The following is a 17,670-nucleotide window of genomic DNA, read 5'->3' on the forward strand; positions in this document are numbered from 1 at the left end:
GAGATGTTCACGGCCATCGTCAGGTAGCCGACGATGCCCTCTTGAAGTGCTCTCCCGGCAGGGCGAGCGGCGCCAGGTTGAGTATGAGAACGGCAAGGAAGGCCCACAGGGCGGGAGTTCGCAGGGCAAAGGTGAGCATGGTGGCAGCGGTGAAGACAAAGGCGAGCGAGGTGCAGATGAGCACCCAGCGGCGCTGCGGCCCGAAATACCAGTAGAGCTCCTGATCGTTGGGGGGCAGGAAGGTGATCGACAGTCATATGGCCCCCACAGCCGTGTGTTCGACATCGTCCTGGGGGATACGCTAGCCGATTGGTATGGACCACTTGACCACGGGTCCCTGCGGCTCCCTGCGGGTCCCTGCGGGTCTCTGGAGGGGGACAGCATGCAGTTGGTCCCCGCAGGCGTGCCTACGGGGACCAACTGGGACGGGCGTTGTGCGGACGGTCCGTCAGCCGATCGCGTGCGACAGCAGGGCGGCGTCGCCGTTGGCCTGGGTGGTCTGGCCCACGTTGCAGATCTGGTGCGACTGCTGGTTCAGCACCGGCACGTCGACCTGCACCGGCACCAGGAGGCCGACCTGGACGTGGTGGACCTCGGGCAGGCAGATGTTCGGGTTCTCCAGCGTGTGGAAGTTCGGGCTGTGGTTGCCGGACGTTCCCGTGGTGTTGGTTCCGCCATTGCCCTGGACGGAGGCCGCCGAGCCGTCGGTGTCACCGATCGCCATCGCCGGCGCGGCGAGCGCGGCGATCGACGCGACGGCGATTCCGGCGCCCGCAAGAGCCTTCTTGAACATGAGTCATCCCTTTCGACAGTGACCGGCGGACCGCCTTCAAGGGCGGCGCCGGTGCAGCAACCAACGTCGCGTTCAACGCGCCGTCGGCCTCGAGGACACTGCCCGTCCGGCCGACTCACCCGTCCGGAGGGTGGGCCCGGTTGTAGGGTGCCCCCCATGTCATCCAGGGGGACGGGTCACGCAGCCCGAAGTGCCGAGCCCATGAGCCGCCGACCAGCCGGGACCCCGCCGCACCGGCTCCGAGGATCGGCCGACGAGCCCGGCGCACACTCGACGGTGCCGGACTCTCGATTCTGCGGGATGTCCTCGGACCGTTGGCGCTTGAGCTGATCTGGGGGGTGGGCACCTTCCTGCTGTGCCTGCTCCTGGCGATCGGGTAAGGCGGGATCCGCCCGAGCGGTACGCGCTGTTCCGGTCAGCCGGTCGGCCAGTGCAGGCGGCCCAGGCTGATCAGGCGCAGCCGGTCGCGGGCGATGGCGGCGATCCGCTGCTCGGCCTCGGGCTGGTCCGCGGGCGCCTCCAGGAACGCCATCGCCGTGGAGACCAGTTGCTCGACGTACAGGCCGGAGAGCATGCGCAGGTCCGGCTCGCTCCACGACGCGCTCTGCTCCTGCAGACCCAGCGCGGCGGCGACCTCGGTGGTGAAGGCGTCGAGCTCGGCGGTGATCGCCGCGCGTACCGGTTGCACGCCGCCGTGCCGCTCGCGGGCCAGGAAGCGGACGTGGGCGGGGTGCTCCCGGACGTGCTGGGCCACCACTTCCACGGCGCGGTCGATCAGTTCGTCGGCGTCGCCCCGACCGGCCAGCACCGCCTTGATCATGCCGTGCAGGCTCAGCAGCGACTCCTCGACCAGGGCGACGCCCAGGTCGTCCAGGTCGCGGAAGTGCCGGTAGAAGCCGGCGGGGGACATCCCGGCGGTCCGGGTCACCTCGCGGACGCCGAGGCTGCTGAGGTTCTGGTGTTCGAGCAGCAGCAGTCCCGCGTCCAGCAGAGCGCGGCGGCTCTGCTGCTTCTGGGCCTGTCTGACTCCGGCAGCAGCGGGCGCGGGCGCGGGGGTGGCAGCGGCAGCGGGAATGTGACTCACGTCATTCAGTAAACAACTGTTTGCCGACTTTGGCCAGCGTAGAGTGAAGAAGTCAGCGAACAGTTGTCATCCCAAGTGTTCGCCGAACCCGAAAGGACTCGCATGTCCCTCCTCGCCGTGATCGCCGTGATGGGCGTCCTGATGGGCGCCGCCACCCACACCTCCCTCCCGGTCTTCCTTGCCGCGGCCGCCGCCATCTCGGCCTGGCTGCTCGGCTTCACCATCCGCGAGGGCGCCGCCCGCGCCCGTCGCCAGCACTGACAACTCCCAGGAAGGAACAGCCAGATGGCACCCGTGAGCCACCTTCAGCAGCCCCGCGCCGGCGCCGCAGCAGCGACCGACGACGCGGACGGCATGGCCGTCGCCTCCTTCGTGCTCGGCCTGATCGGACTCCTGCTCTTCAATGTGGTCCTCGGCCCCTGCGCCCTGGTCCTCGCCACCCTCGCCCTGGTCCGCGGCACCAACCGCCGCGCCCGCGCCGCCCTCGGCCTCGCCCTCGGCACGGCCGACCTGCTGATCCTCGCCGCGGCCATCGCCACCAGCCACGGCACCATCTGGCAACTCGGCGCCTGATCCGTGGATGGTGTCGCTGCCTGCCCGTGACCGCGGGTGGGGTGGCCGCGGTCGGCGGGATCAGCCCTGGTACTGCATGAACTGCAGGGTCACCCCGAACGTCGTCTCCGGCACCGTGAAGATCGAGCGGACCTCGTCGGTCTTGAATTCGCCCTGCAAGGCGACCCCTCGGCGTGCCAGTTCGGCCTTGGTGTCTTCGAGGTCGTCGACTTCATATCCGAGATGGCCGATGACCGCAGTCTCGCCATCCTTGAGCATTGGCATGCCGAAACCGGCAGCGCGCGCCTCGATCAACTCCAGGCGCGTTTCACCGAAGAGCAGAAACTGCAGGTCGATGTCGCCGGCGAGAACAGGCTCGCCAAGAGCTCTGCCATCAACGGTCTCGCCCGCCCGAGCGATGGTTTGGTTGATATCGCGCACGACGATTCCGATGTGATCCAACCCGAGTAGCTTCATGGACCTCAGTCCTCCTTTGTCTCTTGCTGTCGATTCGAGATGCCCGCGTTCAGGTCGTGACCGGCGGTCGTGCCCATGTCGAGCCACGTCACGGCGCTAGACGGCGGTGCGGCCGCCGTCGGCGGCGATGACCGCACCGGTTGACATCCTCGTTTCTCTGCAGAACGACCTGATGCCAGCATTTGCGCTCCCGCTGGGGGAGGGTCAAGAGCGGAGTTGCCGTTTGACTCTCCTATAGGGGGAGAGCCACACTGCGCTCGTGAATTCGACGATGCCCATCGGCGACTTCTCCCGGGCCACGCACCTGACCGTGAAGATGCTTCGCCACTATCACGAGCTCGGCCTGTTGAAGCCGGTCGAGGTGGATGTGGACAATACGCCCTGGCGGTCGACGGACCGATTCGCGAGTACTACCTCGTCGGTCCCTCCGATACCCCGGATGGGTCGTTGTGGCAGACCGAGGTCGGATGGCCGATCTTCCAAGCCCGGCCCAGGCCTTGGACAACTACGTCACACGTCGAGCGGTCCGGCGCGTCTGGTGCTCTGACCGGTTACGTAGGCCGGGTTGTGTCGTACCTGCGTCTTATGGTGTCGGAGTGCCTCGCTGTCGTGATCGGACCGATGTTCGGGTGGTGCGTCGCACCGCCCGGATCGGTCTGTGTCTGACCCAAGCGCAGGTCCAGCGAGGCTCGGGGCGCAGCGCGTGCTCCGCCGTAGGCAAGCAACTCAGGGAGGTAGGCACATGAGAGCACTCCTCACGTCGTCCGGGATCAAGAACAGCAGCATCCACGACGCGCTGGTCGACCTGCTGGGCAAACCGATCGCCGAGTCCAACGCCCTGTTCATCCCCACCGCCATCTACCCCTTCCCGGGCGGGCCCGGCATGGCGTGGCGGGCGATCTCCGGTGAGGGTCCATCGCCGTTGTGTGGACTGGGTTGGAAATCGTTGGGGATCCTGGAGCTGACCGCGCTGCCGAGCATCGAGGAGGCTGCTTGGGTGCCAACGGTCCAGGCCGCCGACGCACTGCTGGTATGGGGCGGCGACCCCCTGTTTCTCGCCAACTGGATGCGGCGCTCCGGCTTGACCGGCCTACTGCCGACGCTGCGCTCCGAGGCGGTCTACGTGGGGGTGAGCGCCGGGAGCATGGCTGTTGCCTCCACCTTTGTCGAGACCTACCGCGAACCGCCCCGCGGGAACGATGGACCGTTGAGGTCGGAAGACATCGTCTTCGCCACGCCTCAGGGTGACGTCGACAGAATCCTGGTCACGGGACAGGGAGCAGGACTCGTCGACTTCGCGGTGATCCCGCACCTGGAGCACCCGGACCACCCCGACGCCTCCTTGGCCAACGCGGAGAGGTGGGCGGCACGGATTCCCGCGCCGACGTATGCGATCGACGACGAGACCGCCATCAAGGTGGTCGACGGCGCCGTCCAGGTCGTCTCCGAGGGGCAGTGGAAATTGTTCCAGCCCTAACAGCACCGGGCAGTTCCTGCTTAGAGCGGCAGCAGGTCTGGGCGCTTGGCCTCGATGTGGTCGCCGGAGGACTCGCCGCGCAGGCGGCGGCCGACCCAGGGGAGCAGGTAGCTGCGGGCCCACTGGAGGTTCTCGCGGCGCTGTTCGGCGGAGGTGTGGAGGCTCTCCGCGGGCCAGGGGGCGGCCGGGTCCTGATCGGTGGTCAGGCCGAGGGCGCGGGCGGCGAGCAGGGCGACGCGCTGGTGGCCCTCGGGGGAGAGGTGCAGGCGGTCCTCGCTCCAGGCGGGGCGGGCCTGCAGGGGGCGCAGCGACCAGAGGTCGGCCACCGCGCAGTCGTTGCGGTCGGCGATGGCCCGCAGGTGCACGTTGAAGGTGGCGATCTTGCCGCGCAGGTGGCGCAGCACCGGGACGCCGCGGGTGTCGAAGCCGGTGCAGATCAGCACCGTCCCGGCGGACTCGCGCAGTTGGAGCACCGCTGCCTCGAAGCGCTCGGCGACCTCGTCCGGGTCGCTGCCGGGCCGCAGGATGTCGTTTCCGCCGGCGCAGAAGGTCACCAGGTCGGGGCGGATCCGCTGGACCTGCGGGACCTGTTCGGCCACCACCTGGTCGAGCAGGCGGCCGCGGACGGCGAGGTTGGCGTAACGGAAGTCGCCGTCCGGACGGTGCTCGGCGAGCAGTGCGGCGAGGCGGTCGGCCCAGCCGGCGAAGCCGCCGTCGGGGGCGGGGTCGTTGAGCCCTTCGGTGAAGCTGTCGCCGAGGGCAGCGTAGGAGCTGAGGTCAGGTGTCTCCGGTAGTTCGGCCATGGAGATAAATAGTTCACTACCTCAAGTGACCTACGCCACCGTAGGTGCGGGGTCGCGCACCGTGACCTTGGCCACCCCGGCCACGGGAATACGGCGACGGACTCAGAGGCGAGTCAGAGGCGAGTCAGGGATGGGTCCAGGGGGCGTCGGCCCGAGCGTGGCCGGCGGTCGCCGCGGCGATCGCGAGCAGGCCGATCAGCGGCGCCAGCAGGGCGGTGGTGTGGCCGGTGTGCAGCGCCAGCACGGCGCCGCCCGCCGCGCCGCTCAGCAGCGCCAGCACGGAGAGCAGCCGGCGGCCCGCCCGCACCCGGCCGGCCTGGTCACCGGCATCGGCGAACACGCCAGTGATGGTCGAGGTGAGCACATTGGTGGTGGCGAGATCGGGGACCCGCAGCGAGCGGACCACGGCGTTCTGCAGGCCCATCGCCGCTCCCAGCGCGGCGGTGATCGGGTAGCGGCCGCCGTGCACGCCGTCGGCCGCCGTCAGCGCACCGGCCGTGGCCAGCAGGACGGCTTCGGCGAGCACGCCCAGCAGGAGCGCGCGCCCCCGGTGGCGCAGCGACCTGACGATGCGTCCGCCCGCCAGCGCGCCGGCTGCGAAGCCTGCCAGCGCGGTCGACGAGGCGCCGACCGAGAAGCCCTGGGCGCCGGCCAGCGCGAGGCCGAGGAAGACCACGTTGCCGGTCATATTGGCGACGAAGACCCGGCCGAGCAGCAGATAGCCGACCGCGTCCACCAGGCCGCTGAGCACGGTCAGCGCGAGGAGCAGCGGCGGCAGCGGGCCGTGCCGGTCGCCGGCGGCGGGCACCACCGTGCGCCAGGCCCCGCGCAGGACCGGGTTCATGCTCCTCCTCCCCGGCCGCCCCGCCGGTCAGTCGCTGATCTCCACGCCCCGCCAGAAGGCCACGTGCCCACGGATCTGCTCGGCCTCCGGCTTGGGGTCGGCGTAGTACCAGGCGGCGTCGGTGTTGCGCTGCCCGTCGACGACGACGGTGTAGTAGCTCGCCGTGCCCTTCCACGGGCAGACGGTGCCGGTGTCGGAGGTCTCCAGGTACTCGGCCCGGACCGTTGCGAGCGGGAAGTAGTGGTTGCCCTCGACGATCGTGGTGCGGTCGCTCTCGGCGATGGTCCGGCCGTTCCAACTGGCTGTAGTCATGCGGCAAGTGTGACATCGGGTAGGCCGTTTGGGAGCCCCCGGGCCGACGTGTCGGGTCCGCTGGGCCCGCTGGGCTACTGGGCGTGGTCGGCGAGCAGGTGGGCAGGCGGTCCGGGTGCAGGGCCGGGCGGATGGCGGCAGGCTGGGGAGGGGCGGCCCGGTCTGCCGGCCACCCGTTCGCCGACCAGCCGTTTCGCCGACCCGACCCGTTGGAGACTCCCGCCATGACCGCGCAGCCGCACGAACACACCCAGGCCGAGGAGCAGGCGCACGCCCAGGTCGGCGTCACCGGGTTGGCCGTCATGGGCCGCAACCTGGCCCGCAACTTCGCCCGGCACGGCTACCGGGTCGCCGTGCACAACCGGACGGCGGCCCGGACCACCGAGCTGGTGGACGAGTTCGGCCACGAGGGCGACTTCCTGCCGGCCCGGACCACCGAGCGCTTCGTCGCCTCGCTGGAGCGGCCCCGGCGCATCGTGATCATGGTCAAGGCGGGCGCGCCGACCGACGCGGTCATCGACGAACTGGTGCCGCTGCTGGACGAGGGCGACATCGTGGTGGACGGCGGCAACGCGCACTTCCTGGACACTCGCCGCCGGGAGGCCGCGCTGCGCGAGCGCGGACTGCACTTCGTCGGCAGCGGCATCTCCGGCGGCGAGGAGGGCGCGCTGCACGGGCCCAGCATCATGCCGGGCGGCAGCGAGCAGGCCTACCAGGCGCTCGGGCCGCTGCTGGAGTCGGTGGCCGCCAAGGTGGACGGCGTGCCGTGCTGCACCCACGTCGGCTCGGACGGCGCCGGGCACTTCGTCAAGATGGTGCACAACGGCATCGAGTACGCCGACATGCAGCTGATCGCCGAGGCCTACGACCTGCTGCGGCGCGGTGCGGGGATGCAGCCGGGCGAGATCGCCCAGGTGTTCCGCGGCTGGAACGAGGGGCGCCTGGAGTCCTACCTGATCGAGATCACCGCCAAGGTCCTGGCGCACACCGACGCCGAGACCGGCAAGCCCTTTGTGGACGTGGTGCTCGACCAGGCCGAGCAGAAGGGCACCGGGCGCTGGACTGTGCAGACCGCGCTGGATCTCGGGGTCCCGGTCAGCGGCATCGCCGAGGCGGTCTTCGCCCGCTCGCTCTCGGGCAGTGCGGCGCTGCGCGAGGCGAGCCGCGGCCTGCCGGGGCCCACCGAGACCTGGTTGGACAGCGCGGCCTCGGACACCTTCGCCGCCGAGGTGGAGCAGGCGCTGTACGCGTCCAAGATGGTGGCCTACGCGCAGGGCTTCAACCAGATCCAGGCCGGCGCCGCCGAGTACGGCTGGCGGATCGACCCGGGTGCGATGGCGACCATCTGGCGCGGTGGCTGCATCATCCGGGCGCGCTTCCTGGACCGGATCAGGGCCGCCTACGACGCCGACGCCGAACTGCCCACCCTGCTGACCGACGACCACTTCCGCACGGCGCTGGAGGGCGCGCAGTTCGCCTGGCGCCGGGTGGTCTCGACGGCGGCGCAGCTGGGCGTGCCCGCCCCGGGCTTCGCCACCGCGCTCGCGTACTACGACGCGCTGCGCGCGCCCCGGCTGCCCGCCGCCCTGGTCCAGGGGCAGCGCGACTACTTCGGCGCGCACACCTACCGCCGGGTGGACCGCGAGGGCTCGTTCCACACGCTCTGGTCCGGCAGCCGGACGGAGGAGGAGCGCTGACCGGGGGAGGAGCGCTGACCCGAGGAGGAGCGCTGACCCGAGGAGGAGCGCTGACCGGGGGCGCCGCCCGAACGGGTGGGCGCGGCCGGTAGCGTGCGGGCTGAGCCGGTCGCCGAGGACCGGACCAGCGAGGGGAGAACACCGTGGCAGAGCCGCTGATCGCCGAGGTCTTCGGGCGGGTGCCCGCGATCGACCCGACGGCCTTCGTCGCGCCGGGCGCGGTGGTGGTCGGCTCGGTCACCCTCGGCGCGGGGGCGAGCGTCTGGTACGGCGCGGTGCTGCGCGGCGACGCCGAGTCGATCACGGTGGGCGCGGGCAGCAACATCCAGGACAACTGCACCGTGCACAGCGACCTCGGCTACCCGGCGGTGCTCGGCGAGCGGATCTCGGTGGGGCACAACGCCGTGCTGCACGGCTGCGTGGTGGAGGACGACGTGCTGATCGGCATGAGCGCCACCGTGCTCAACGGCGCCCGGATCGGCGCCGGTTCGCTGGTCGCGGCCGGTGCGGTGGTCCCGCAGGGCATGCAGGTGCCGCCGGGCTCGCTGGTGGCCGGGGTGCCCGCCAAGGTGAAGCGCGAGCTCTCCGAGGAGGAGCGCGCAAGCATCAAGGCCAATGGCGAGGGCTATCTGCTGCTGGCCGGCGGGCACCGCGAGATCCGGCCCGCCTGATCGCGCCTACTCCTCCCTACTCCTCGATGGCCCCGCCCACGGCGCGCAGGTGGTCGCGGAAGGTGAGCGCGGGCGTCTCGCGGCGCGCGGCGAGGTACCCGTCGAAACCGACCTGCTCGCGCAGCGAGACACCGGCGCGGATCCGCTCGGCCTGCCGCCGCTCGGTGTCGCGGATCGTCTCGGCCAGCGTCAGCAGGCCGTCGGCGCGCTCGGCCGGTACGAACAGCACGCCGTCCTCGTCGCCGAGGACCAGGTCCGCGCGGCCTACCCGCCAGTCGCCCACGACCGCGGCGTCCAGCGCGTCCTTCGCCCGGTCGTCCAGCCGCTGCGGGCCGGTCGGGATGGTGCCCTGGCTGAACAGCGGCAGCCCGATCGCCCGCAGGTCGGCGCTGTCGCGGTGCAGCCCCCAGATGACGATCCCCGCCACGCCGGCGCTCTGCGCCTCCAGCGCCACCAGGTCGCCGACGCAACTCTCATCGCACCGGCCGCCGTTGTCGACCACCAGCACGTCGCCGGGAGCGGCCTGGCCGAACGCCTCCAGGAAGACGTCGACGCTGCCCGCATGCCGTGCGGGCAGCACCCGCCCGGCCACCCGGGCACCGGGCAGCGCGGCCTGCAGCGCCGCCGGCGCACAGCGCACCGGGAGCCCGGCGCGGATGCAGGCATCCGCCAGATGGGCGGTGGTCAGCGCCGCGAACCGCCGCTGTAGTTCTTGGTGGTCCATGCTGACACCCTCCGGCCGGTCGCTCCCAGGTCCCCTCTCCTGCACTCTAGGCCGGACTGCCCGCTCACGTTCAGCCTTCGAGGAGCGCGTCCAGGTAGACCCAGGCGCCCTCGACGCGGACGAAGCGGCTGTGCTCCTGCATCGTGCCCGGCGTGCCGTCGTCGACGTAGTGGGCGCGGAAGACGACCGTGCCCTCGATGTGGAACGGTCCGCCGTCGGTGGCGGCCAGGACCTCCAGGCGCTGCCAGCTCAGCCCGGGGTCGAAGTCGATGTGGGACGGCCGGGTGTCCGGGTGCCAGGTGCGCAGCAGGTACGCCTCGTCGCGGACGGCGAAGGCGGTGAACCGCGAGCGCATCAACTGCTCGGCGGTGGCCGCTGGTTGGCCCTGGTGCAGGCGCCCGCAGCAGGCCTCGTACGGGGTGGGCAGGCCGCACGGGCAGGGCGCGGTGGGCGTGCCGGCGGCGGGGCGGGGCTGGGTGTGGCGTCGGGACATGACGGCTATTCTCCCTCAGCCGGACGGCGGCCCCAGCAGGAGATCATCGGGGAGGTGGCCAGGTCCAGGCGGCCGGACTCCACGGCGGCCAGGTGGCGGGCGAGTTCCTCCTCGGTGGCCAGGCCGCGGGCCAGCAACGAGGCGCTGACCTGGCGCACGGTGGCCGCCTCCAGCACCGCGCAGGCGGGCGAGGTGATCGGGAAGAACGCGTCCGCCGAGACGTCCACCAGCCCGGCCTCGCGCAGCAGGCGCGGCAGCTTGCGCCCGTAGCCGAGGTCGGCGCCGCGTTCGGCCAGCAGCTCGCGAAAGCCGCGGCGCAGCCGGTTGCCCAGCTCCTGCTCGGGGCCGAACTCGTCGGGGCAGAGCAGCGGTTGGAGCGCCGGGTCGGCGTCCTCCAGGAGCAGCAGGCCGCCGGGGCGCAGCGCCTGGACCATCGTCCGCAGGGCCTGCTCGCGATCGGCTACATGCACCAGGACGAGGCGGGCGTGCACCAGGTCGAAGCCCTCGCCGGGGGCCGGGTCCTTGCCGACGTCGTGCCGGAGCGCCTCGACGGGCGGGCCCAGTGCCTCGCGGTCCAGCCAGGAGGTGTCGAGGTCGGTGGCCAGCACCTGGCCGGTGGGGCCGACCCGTTGGGCCAGCCCGCTCGGCACCGAGGGTCCGCCCGCGCCGACCTCCCAGACCCGCCAGCCCGGGCCGATGCCCAGCGCGTCGAGGTGGCGGAAGGTCGAGGGGTCGAACAGCTCGGCGAGCGCGTCGAAACGCGTCCCGGCCTCGGTCTGCCGGTTGTCCAGGAGGTAGCGGTCATCGGGTGCCATGCCTCGATCATGCCAGCAGTCGCTGGACGCGCTCAGCCGCTGGACGCGCTCAGCCCAGGAACCCGCGCAGCAGGGCGGCGGTGGCCTCCAGGTGCTCCTCGGTCGCCCGCCGGGCGGCCTCGGCGTCCTTGGTCAGGATCGCCCGGACGATCGCCTGGTGCTGGTGCGAGGCGTTCTCGATGTTGCGGTCGATCATCGGGATGGCGTTGAGCAGGTCGTTGAGCCGCATCCGGGTCTCGGCGATGCCGGCGGCCAGCGAGTTGGAGCCGGTCAGTTCGCCGATCGCCAGGTGGAAGCGCGAGTCGCACTGCCGGTAGGCGTCCGCCGGGGCCGCTTCCAGATCGGCCAACCGCTGTTCCAGGTAGGCCTGCTGATCGGGCGTCAACTCGCGTTTGGCGGCCCACTCGGAGGCGCCGGTCTCCAGCACCAGGCGGTAGGTCAGCGCGTCCTCCAGCTCCGCGCCGAGGTCCTCGGCGGCGCGCCGCAGGTCGCTGAGATTGGGGGCGGGCAGCCGGTAGGTGACGAAGGTGCCGCCGTAGCGGCCGCGTCTGGACTCGACGCAGCCTGCCTCCTGGAGTGATCGCAGGGCCTCACGCAGCGTCACCCTGCTGACGTTCAGCCGGACGGCGAGATCCCGCTCGGCGGGGAGCCGGTCACCGTGCGCGAAGATGCCGAGCTTGATCGCCTGGAGGATCCGCTCGATGGTCTCCTCGAAGGCGTTGCCCGTGCGGACAGGGCGGAAGATCGCCCCACCTGGCCAATCTATCCGCGCGTCCTGCTCGTCCGGCCCCTCTGGCTCGCCCATGGCCGCATCGTACCCAGCTCGCATCTGTCCTGGGCGGTTAACAAGCTGGTAACGCGGGGTGGTGACTCGATTCGGTTCCGTTGTCCCGGGCCTCTTGACGCGGCGTGTGCGGGGGGTGAACCATACCCGGAAACGCCAATGGACTGTTCCTAGTCCATTGAGCGAATGGAGAGCGCGCCACAGGGCTGTGGTCGCACCTTCGGATCCCACCCCCCACGTCTGCACCCGGATCCCACCCCCACTTCCTAGGAGGTGCGCATGTCTCCTGATCATTCGGCCAACGGCGCCGAGACGATCACGCCGGCCGCGGTTCTCACCGCCGACGAGCAGCGGCTGCACGAACTCGGCTACACCCAGGAACTCGCCCGCTCGATGTCGGGCTTCTCCAACTTCGCGGTCTCCTTCTCCATCGTCTCGATCCTCTCCGGCTGCCTGACCCTCTACGGCTTCGGGATGGCCACCGGCGGCCCGGCCATGATCACCTGGGGCTGGCCGCTGGTCGGTCTGATGACCCTCACCGTCGGCCTGGCGATGGCCGAGATCTGCTCCGCCTACCCGACCGCGGGCGGCCTCTACTACTGGGCGGCCAAGTTGGCGCCCTCGCGCGGTCCGGCCTGGTCGTGGTTCACCGGCTGGTTCAACTTCCTCGGCCAGGTCGCGGTGACCGCCGGTGTCGACTTCGGCGCCGGGTTCTTCACCAACGCCTTCCTGGAGATGCAGTTCGGCTTCGCGGCCACTCCCGCGCACACCGTGGAGATCTTCGCGGTGATCCTGGTGCTGCACGGGCTGCTCAACACCCTCGGCGTGCGGCTGGTGGCGATCTTCAACAACGTCAGCGTCTGGTGGCACCTCTTCGGGGTGCTGGTGATCGTCGGGGTGCTGGTCCTGGTGCCCTCGCACCACGAGTCGGCCTCCTTCGTCTTCACCAAGTTCGTCAACAACACCGGCTTCCACAACACCTTCTACGTCGCCATGCTGGGCCTGCTGCTGGCGCAGTACACCCTCACCGGCTACGACGCCTCGGCCCATATGACCGAGGAGACCAAGGACGCGGCCCGCTCGGGGCCGCGCGGGATCGTGATGTCGATCGTGGTCTCCCTGGTGGCCGGCTGGATCCTGCTGCTCGGTATCACCTTCGCGATCCAGAACTACGACGGCGCGCTCAACAGCGCCACCGGCGTACCGCCCGCGCAGATCTTCATCGACGCGGTCGGCAACACCGGCGCCAAGTTCCTGCTGCTGATCGTGATCGGCGCCCAGTTCTTCTGCGGGATGGCCTCGGTCACCGCCAACTCCCGCATGATCTACGCCTTCTCGCGGGACGGCGCACTGCCGGGATCGCGCTTCTGGCACCGGATCAACCCGCGCACCCAGACCCCGACCAGCGCGGTCTGGTTCGCCGCGGTCGGTGCGTTCCTGCTGGGCGTGCCCGACCTGTGGAACCCGACGGCCTACGCCGCGGTCACCTCGGTCTCCGTGATCGGCCTCTACATCGCTTACGCCATCCCGGTGTTGCTGCGGCTGCGGCAGGGCGATCGGTTCCAGACCGGGCCGTGGAACCTGGGACGCTGGAGCAAGCCGATCGGCGTGGTCGCGGTCGGTTGGACCGCGCTGATCACCGTCCTGTTCATGCTCCCCACGCTCAGCCCGATCACGGCGACCAACTTCAACTACACCCCGGTCGCGGTCGCGGTGGTCCTCGGGTTCGCCGGCATCTGGTGGCTGGTCTCCGCCCGTCACTGGTTCACCGGGCCGAAGATCCACGGTGCGGCCGATGAAATCCCCGCCATCGACACCGAATTGGAGATCTGATGAGCCACCGACGTGGCCGGCTGACCCTGGAGGAGCTGCGCGCTCTGGTCGCCGACGGCACCATCGACACGGTCGTCCTGGCGATGACCGACATGCAGGGGCGGCTGCAGGGCAAGCGGATGGCCGCCGACTTCTTCCTCGCCGACACGGTGGCCAACGCCGCCGAGGGCTGCGGCTACCTGCTGGCCGTCGACATCGACATGAACACCGTGGACGGCTACGAGATCTCCTCCTGGGAGACCGGCTACGGCGACTTCGTGCTGAGGCCCGACTTCTCCACCCTGCGCCTGGTCCCCTGGCACCCGGGCACCGCGATGGTCCAGTGCGACGTGTACGCGCACGACGGCGCCCCCGTGGCCGTCTCGCCCCGGCAGATCCTGCGCCGCCAGCTGGAGCGGCTCGCCGCGTACGGCTGGAACGCCTATGTGGGCACGGAGTTGGAGTTCATCGTCTTCAAGGACAGCTACGAGCAGGCCTGGGACAAGGACTACCACAGGCTGACCCCGGTCAACCAGTACAACGTGGACTACTCGATCCTGGGCACCTCCCGGGTGGAGCCGCTGCTGCGCCGGGTGCGCAACGAGATGGCCGGCGCGGGCCTGACGGTGGAGTCGGCGAAGGGCGAGTGCAACCTCGGGCAGCACGAGATCGCCTTCAAGTACGACCAGGCGCTCGTCACCTGCGACGACCACTCGGTCTACAAGACCGGTGCCAAGGAGATCGCCGCCCAGGAGGGGGTGAGCCTGACCTTCATGGCCAAGTACAACGAGCGCGAGGGCAACTCCTGCCACATCCACCTGAGCCTGCGCGACGACGCGGGCGCGCCGGTGATGGCGGGCGAGGGCGAGTTCGGCTTCTCGCCGGTGATGGAGCACTTCCTGGCCGGCCAACTCGCCTGCCTGGCCGAGTTCTCGCTGCTGCTCGCCCCCACCGTCAACTCCTACAAGCGCTACGTGCCGGGCAGCTTCGCGCCCACCGCGGTCGCCTGGGGCCGCGACAACCGCACCTGCGCGCTGCGGGTGGTCGGCCACGGCCAGTCGCTGCGTTTCGAGAACCGGGTCCCCGGCGGTGACGTCAACCCCTACCTGGCGGTCGCCGCGCTGATCGCGGCCGGCCTGCACGGGGTGGAGCAAGGCCTGGCGCTGGAACCGGAGTTCACCGGAAACGCGTACGCCTCCGACGCCCCCCGGGTGCCCGCCACGCTGCGCGAGGCGATCGACGCCTTCGCGGGCAGCGAGGTGGCCGCGCAGGCCTTCGGCAAGGGCGTGGTCGAGCACTACACCCACGCCGGCCGGGTGGAACTCGCGGCCTTCGAGTCCGCTGTGACGGACTGGGAGCGCCGGCGCGGATTCGAGCGGCTGTGAGCGCCGCGGCCCGCCGACCGGTGGTCGGCATCAGCAGCTACCTGGACACCGCCGCATGGTCGGTGTGGCAGGAGCCGGCCGCCCTGCTCCCGCAGGTCTATGTGGACGCGGTGGTGCGCGCCGGGGCCGTCCCCGTCCTGCTGCCCCCGCAGGCGGTGGGCGCGGCCGAGGTGCTCGGGCTGATCGACGGGCTGCTGCTCGCCGGCGGCCCGGACATCGACCCCGCCCGCTACGGCGCGGCCGCCCACCCGCGCACCGGCGCGCCGCACGGCACCCGGGACGCCTGGGAGTTCGACCTGCTGCGCGGCGCGCTGGAGCGGGACCTGCCGGTGCTCGGCGTCTGCCGCGGCATGCAGCTGCTGAACGTCGCACTCGGCGGCGAGCTGGTCCAGCACCTGCCCGACGTGCTCGGTGACCAGAGCCACCAGGCCGCCCCAGCGGTGTTCACCGGACGCAACGTGCGGATCCGGCCCAGCAGTCGGCTGGCCGCCGTCCTCGGCCCGTCGGCGCAGGTGCTGTGCTACCACCACCAGGCGGTCGGCCGGCTCGGGGACGGGCTGCTGCCCGCCGCCTGGAGCTCGGACGAGTCGGTCGAGGCGATCGAGCTGCCCGACCGCCGGTTCGCCGTCGGCGTGCAGTGGCACCCGGAGCAGGACAGCGCGGACCTGCGGCTGTTCGAAGCGTTCGTCCAAGAGTCGGCAGTGTCTGCCGCAGCCAAGGAGACGTGAGTCAACGATGACCCAAGTGAGCACCTCCGATCCGACCTCCTACGAGGTGGTCAACCCGGCCACCGAGCAGGTGATCGAGGTCGTGACGATGGCCGGTCTGGAGGAGACCGACGCGGCGATCGCCCGCGCCAAGGCCGCCTTCGACTCCTGGCGCCGGGTGGCCCCCGCCGACCGGGCCCGGCTGCTGCGGGCCTTCGCCGCCGCCGTGGACGGCGAGCGCGAGCACCTGGCCGCGCTCGAAGTGGCCAACGCCGGGCACACCGTGGGCAACGCGCGCTGGGAGGCGGGCAACGCCCGCGACGTCATCGAGTACTACGCGGCGGCGCCCGAGCGGCTCTTCGGCCGGCAGATCCCGGTCGCCGGGGGAGTGGACCTCACCTTCCAGGAGCCGCTGGGCGTGGTCGGGGTGATCGTGCCCTGGAACTTCCCGATGCCGATCGCGGCCTGGGCGCTGGCGCCGGCCCTGGCGGCCGGCAACACCGTGGTCCTCAAGCCCGCCGAGCTCACCCCGCTGACCGCGCTGCGGCTGGCCGAGCTGGCCCTGGAGGCCGGGATCCCGCCGGGCGTGTTCCAGGTGCTGCCCGGCTACGGCCCGGTGGTGGGACAGCGCTTCGTCACCCACCCGGACGTGCGCAAGGTGGTGTTCACCGGGTCGGGCGCGGTCGGCAAGCAGATCATGGCCGGCTGCGCGCAGCAGGTGAAGCCGGTCACCCTGGAGCTCGGCGGCAAGAGCGCCAACATCGTCTTCGCGGACGCCGACCTCGCCAAGGCGGCGGCCAGCGCGCCAGGCGCGGTCTTCGACAACGCGGGCCAGGACTGCTGCGCGCGCTCGCGGATCCTGGTGCAGCAGTCGGTCTTCGACGAGTTCATGGCGCTCTTGGAGCCCGCCGTGCTGGGCTTCAGGGTCGGCGATCCGACCGACGAGAAGACCGACATGGGCCCGCTGATCTCGGCCGCGCACCGCGCTCGGGTGGCCGGTTTCGTTCCTGACGACTCGTCAGTCGTGCTGCGTGGCAACATTCCTGAGGGCCCTGGCTTCTGGTTCCCGCCGACCGTGCTGGCGCCCGGCTCGCACGATGTGCCGGCCTTCACCGAGGAGGTCTTCGGACCGGTGGTGGCCGTCGTCCCGTTCCGGGACGAGGAGGACGCGCTACGGATCGCCAACAGCACCGAGTACGGCCTCTCCGGCTCGATCTGGACCAGGGACCTGGGCCGGGCCCTGCGGGTGGCGCGCGGCGTGGAGGCGGGCAACCTGTCCGTCAACTCGCATTCCTCGGTGCGCTATTCGACCCCCTTTGGCGGATTCAAGCAGTCCGGCCTGGGACGCGAACTGGGCCCCGACGCCCTCGACGCCTTCACCGAAACCAAGAACGTCTTCATCTCCACGGAGGAGTAGCACCATGGTCAACCCCCTTTCCCCCCGCCTCGACGGCCGCGTGGCCGTCATCACCGGCGCCGGCAGCGGCATCGGCCGCGCCACCGCGCTGCGCTTCGCCTCCGAGGGTGCCTCCGTGGTCTGCGTCGACCTGGACGAGACCAGCGGCAAGGCCGTCGCCGAGGAGGTCGGCGGCCTCTTCATCCAGGCCGATGTCACCAACGAGGACCAGGTGCGGGCGATGTACGCCGCGGCCGTCACCGAGTTCGGCAGCGTCGACATCGCCTTCAACAACGCCGGCATCTCGCCGCCCGAGGACGACTCGATCCTCACCACCGGCCTGGAGGCCTGGCGCCGGGTGCAGGAGGTCAACCTCACCAGCGTCTACCTGTGCTGCAAGTACGCCATCCCGCACATGCAGCGCCAGGGCAAGGGCTCGATCATCAACACCGCCTCGTTCGTCGCGGTGATGGGCGCGGCCACCTCGCAGATCTCCTACAGCGCCTCCAAGGGCGGCGTGCTGGCGATGTCGCGCGAGCTGGGCGTGCAGTTCGCCCGCGAGGGCATCCGGGTCAACGCGCTCTGCCCGGGGCCGGTGAACACCCCGCTGCTGCAGGAGCTGTTCGCCAAGGACCCCGAGCGCGCCGCGCGCCGCCTGATCCACATCCCGCTGGGCCGGTTCGCCGAGCCGTCCGAGATCGCCGCCGCGGTGGCCTTCCTGGCCAGCGACGACTCCTCCTTCATGACCGCCAACACCTTCCTGGTGGACGGCGGCATCTCCGGCGCGTACGTCACCCCGGAGTAGCAGCCCCCACCCTGGTGGCGGCGGCCGCACCGGCCGCCG

The 17,670-nt window shown here is 71.0% G+C and carries 22 protein-coding genes; 11 read left to right on the forward strand and 11 right to left on the reverse strand.

Annotation, left to right across the window (positions count from 1 at the left end):
* Window positions 1–19 precede the first annotated feature (19 nt).
* The 3 genes from P3T34_RS36005 to P3T34_RS36015 all read right to left on the reverse strand — a co-directional run bounded on the left by P3T34_RS36005 (window position 20) and on the right by P3T34_RS36015 (window position 1,877).
* Window positions 20–184 (reverse strand): hypothetical protein, encoded by a 165-nt coding sequence (locus tag P3T34_RS36005; protein WP_280670463.1) that lies wholly within the window; start codon window positions 182–184, stop codon window positions 20–22.
* Between the two features lie 264 nt (window positions 185–448).
* Window positions 449–793 (reverse strand): rodlet layer protein, encoded by a 345-nt coding sequence (locus P3T34_RS36010; protein ID WP_280670465.1) that lies wholly within the window; start codon window positions 791–793, stop codon window positions 449–451.
* A 415-nt stretch (window positions 794–1,208) separates the two neighbouring features.
* Window positions 1,209–1,877, reverse strand: a complete 669-nt coding sequence (locus P3T34_RS36015; protein WP_280670467.1) for a TetR family transcriptional regulator — start codon at window positions 1,875–1,877, stop codon at window positions 1,209–1,211.
* 102 nt (window positions 1,878–1,979) lie between these two features.
* Between P3T34_RS36015 and P3T34_RS36020 the strand changes: the two genes are divergently transcribed.
* Window positions 1,980–2,138, forward strand: a complete 159-nt coding sequence (locus tag P3T34_RS36020; protein ID WP_280670469.1) for a hypothetical protein — start codon at window positions 1,980–1,982, stop codon at window positions 2,136–2,138.
* 24 nt (window positions 2,139–2,162) lie between these two features.
* Window positions 2,163–2,450, forward strand: coding sequence for a DUF4190 domain-containing protein (locus P3T34_RS36025; RefSeq protein WP_280670471.1), 288 nt, complete (start codon window positions 2,163–2,165; stop codon window positions 2,448–2,450).
* Window positions 2,451–2,510: 60 nt separating this feature from the next.
* On the opposite strand, the gene P3T34_RS36030 is transcribed toward P3T34_RS36025, so the two are convergent.
* Window positions 2,511–2,906, reverse strand: a complete 396-nt coding sequence (locus P3T34_RS36030) for a VOC family protein (protein ID WP_280670473.1) — start codon at window positions 2,904–2,906, stop codon at window positions 2,511–2,513.
* A gap of 271 nt (window positions 2,907–3,177) precedes the next feature.
* Between P3T34_RS36030 and P3T34_RS36035 the strand changes: the two genes are divergently transcribed.
* Window positions 3,178–3,453: a MerR family DNA-binding transcriptional regulator gene (locus P3T34_RS36035; RefSeq protein ID WP_280672605.1), complete on the forward strand. Its 276-nt coding sequence runs from the start codon at window positions 3,178–3,180 to the stop codon at window positions 3,451–3,453.
* Window positions 3,454–3,648: 195 nt separating this feature from the next.
* The gene (locus P3T34_RS36040; protein ID WP_280670475.1) at window positions 3,649–4,383 is read left to right on the forward strand and encodes a Type 1 glutamine amidotransferase-like domain-containing protein; all 735 of its coding nucleotides are present in this window, start codon (window positions 3,649–3,651) and stop codon (window positions 4,381–4,383) included.
* A gap of 20 nt (window positions 4,384–4,403) precedes the next feature.
* On the opposite strand, the gene P3T34_RS36045 is transcribed toward P3T34_RS36040, so the two are convergent.
* The 3 genes from P3T34_RS36045 to P3T34_RS36055 form a co-directional block, all read right to left on the reverse strand.
* Complete coding sequence (locus P3T34_RS36045) at window positions 4,404–5,186, reverse strand: SGNH/GDSL hydrolase family protein (protein WP_280670477.1); 783 nt, start codon at window positions 5,184–5,186, stop codon at window positions 4,404–4,406.
* A 124-nt stretch (window positions 5,187–5,310) separates the two neighbouring features.
* The gene (locus P3T34_RS36050; RefSeq protein ID WP_280670479.1) at window positions 5,311–6,030 is read right to left on the reverse strand and encodes a YoaK family protein; all 720 of its coding nucleotides are present in this window, start codon (window positions 6,028–6,030) and stop codon (window positions 5,311–5,313) included.
* A 27-nt stretch (window positions 6,031–6,057) separates the two neighbouring features.
* Window positions 6,058–6,342 (reverse strand): DUF427 domain-containing protein, encoded by a 285-nt coding sequence (locus tag P3T34_RS36055; RefSeq protein ID WP_280670481.1) that lies wholly within the window; start codon window positions 6,340–6,342, stop codon window positions 6,058–6,060.
* A gap of 224 nt (window positions 6,343–6,566) precedes the next feature.
* On the opposite strand from P3T34_RS36055, the gene gndA reads away from it, so the two are divergent.
* Together gndA and P3T34_RS36065 are read left to right on the forward strand one after the other, a co-directional pair.
* Entirely contained in the window at window positions 6,567–8,039 is a 1,473-nt protein-coding gene (gene gndA, locus P3T34_RS36060; protein WP_280670483.1) for an NADP-dependent phosphogluconate dehydrogenase, read from the forward strand.
* 143 nt (window positions 8,040–8,182) lie between these two features.
* Window positions 8,183–8,710, forward strand: a complete 528-nt coding sequence (locus P3T34_RS36065; protein ID WP_280670484.1) for a gamma carbonic anhydrase family protein — start codon at window positions 8,183–8,185, stop codon at window positions 8,708–8,710.
* Window positions 8,711–8,726: 16 nt separating this feature from the next.
* Here the strand turns inward: P3T34_RS36065 and P3T34_RS36070 are convergent, their stop codons facing one another.
* The 4 genes from P3T34_RS36070 to P3T34_RS36085 all read right to left on the reverse strand — a co-directional run bounded on the left by P3T34_RS36070 (window position 8,727) and on the right by P3T34_RS36085 (window position 11,547).
* Window positions 8,727–9,434, reverse strand: coding sequence for an RraA family protein (locus tag P3T34_RS36070; RefSeq protein ID WP_280670486.1), 708 nt, complete (start codon window positions 9,432–9,434; stop codon window positions 8,727–8,729).
* A 70-nt stretch (window positions 9,435–9,504) separates the two neighbouring features.
* Complete coding sequence (locus P3T34_RS36075; protein ID WP_280670488.1) at window positions 9,505–9,927, reverse strand: YchJ family metal-binding protein; 423 nt, start codon at window positions 9,925–9,927, stop codon at window positions 9,505–9,507.
* 5 nt (window positions 9,928–9,932) lie between these two features.
* Window positions 9,933–10,742, reverse strand: coding sequence for a methyltransferase domain-containing protein (locus P3T34_RS36080; RefSeq protein ID WP_280670490.1), 810 nt, complete (start codon window positions 10,740–10,742; stop codon window positions 9,933–9,935).
* Between the two features lie 49 nt (window positions 10,743–10,791).
* The gene (locus tag P3T34_RS36085) at window positions 10,792–11,547 is read right to left on the reverse strand and encodes an FCD domain-containing protein (RefSeq protein ID WP_280670492.1); all 756 of its coding nucleotides are present in this window, start codon (window positions 11,545–11,547) and stop codon (window positions 10,792–10,794) included.
* A gap of 258 nt (window positions 11,548–11,805) precedes the next feature.
* On the opposite strand from P3T34_RS36085, the gene P3T34_RS36090 reads away from it, so the two are divergent.
* The 5 genes from P3T34_RS36090 to P3T34_RS36110 are packed head-to-tail and all read left to right on the forward strand — an operon-like array spanning window position 11,806 to window position 17,631.
* Window positions 11,806–13,359 (forward strand): amino acid permease, encoded by a 1,554-nt coding sequence (locus P3T34_RS36090; protein WP_280670494.1) that lies wholly within the window; start codon window positions 11,806–11,808, stop codon window positions 13,357–13,359.
* On the forward strand, window positions 13,359–14,723 hold the full coding sequence (locus tag P3T34_RS36095) for a glutamine synthetase family protein (RefSeq protein WP_280670496.1): 1,365 nt from the start codon (window positions 13,359–13,361) through the stop codon (window positions 14,721–14,723). Before P3T34_RS36090 ends, P3T34_RS36095 begins: the two co-directional genes overlap by 1 nt.
* Window positions 14,720–15,451: a gamma-glutamyl-gamma-aminobutyrate hydrolase family protein gene (locus P3T34_RS36100; RefSeq protein ID WP_280670498.1), complete on the forward strand. Its 732-nt coding sequence runs from the start codon at window positions 14,720–14,722 to the stop codon at window positions 15,449–15,451. Before P3T34_RS36095 ends, P3T34_RS36100 begins: the two co-directional genes overlap by 4 nt.
* A gap of 7 nt (window positions 15,452–15,458) precedes the next feature.
* Window positions 15,459–16,847: an aldehyde dehydrogenase family protein gene (locus P3T34_RS36105; RefSeq protein WP_280670500.1), complete on the forward strand. Its 1,389-nt coding sequence runs from the start codon at window positions 15,459–15,461 to the stop codon at window positions 16,845–16,847.
* Window positions 16,848–16,851: 4 nt separating this feature from the next.
* Window positions 16,852–17,631, forward strand: coding sequence for a 3-oxoacyl-ACP reductase (locus tag P3T34_RS36110; protein WP_280670502.1), 780 nt, complete (start codon window positions 16,852–16,854; stop codon window positions 17,629–17,631).
* Window positions 17,632–17,670: the final 39 nt, after the last annotated feature.

Origin of the sequence: Kitasatospora sp. MAP12-44 (assembly GCF_029892095.1) — a bacterium.
Classification (GTDB): Bacteria; Actinomycetota; Actinomycetes; order Streptomycetales; family Streptomycetaceae; genus Kitasatospora.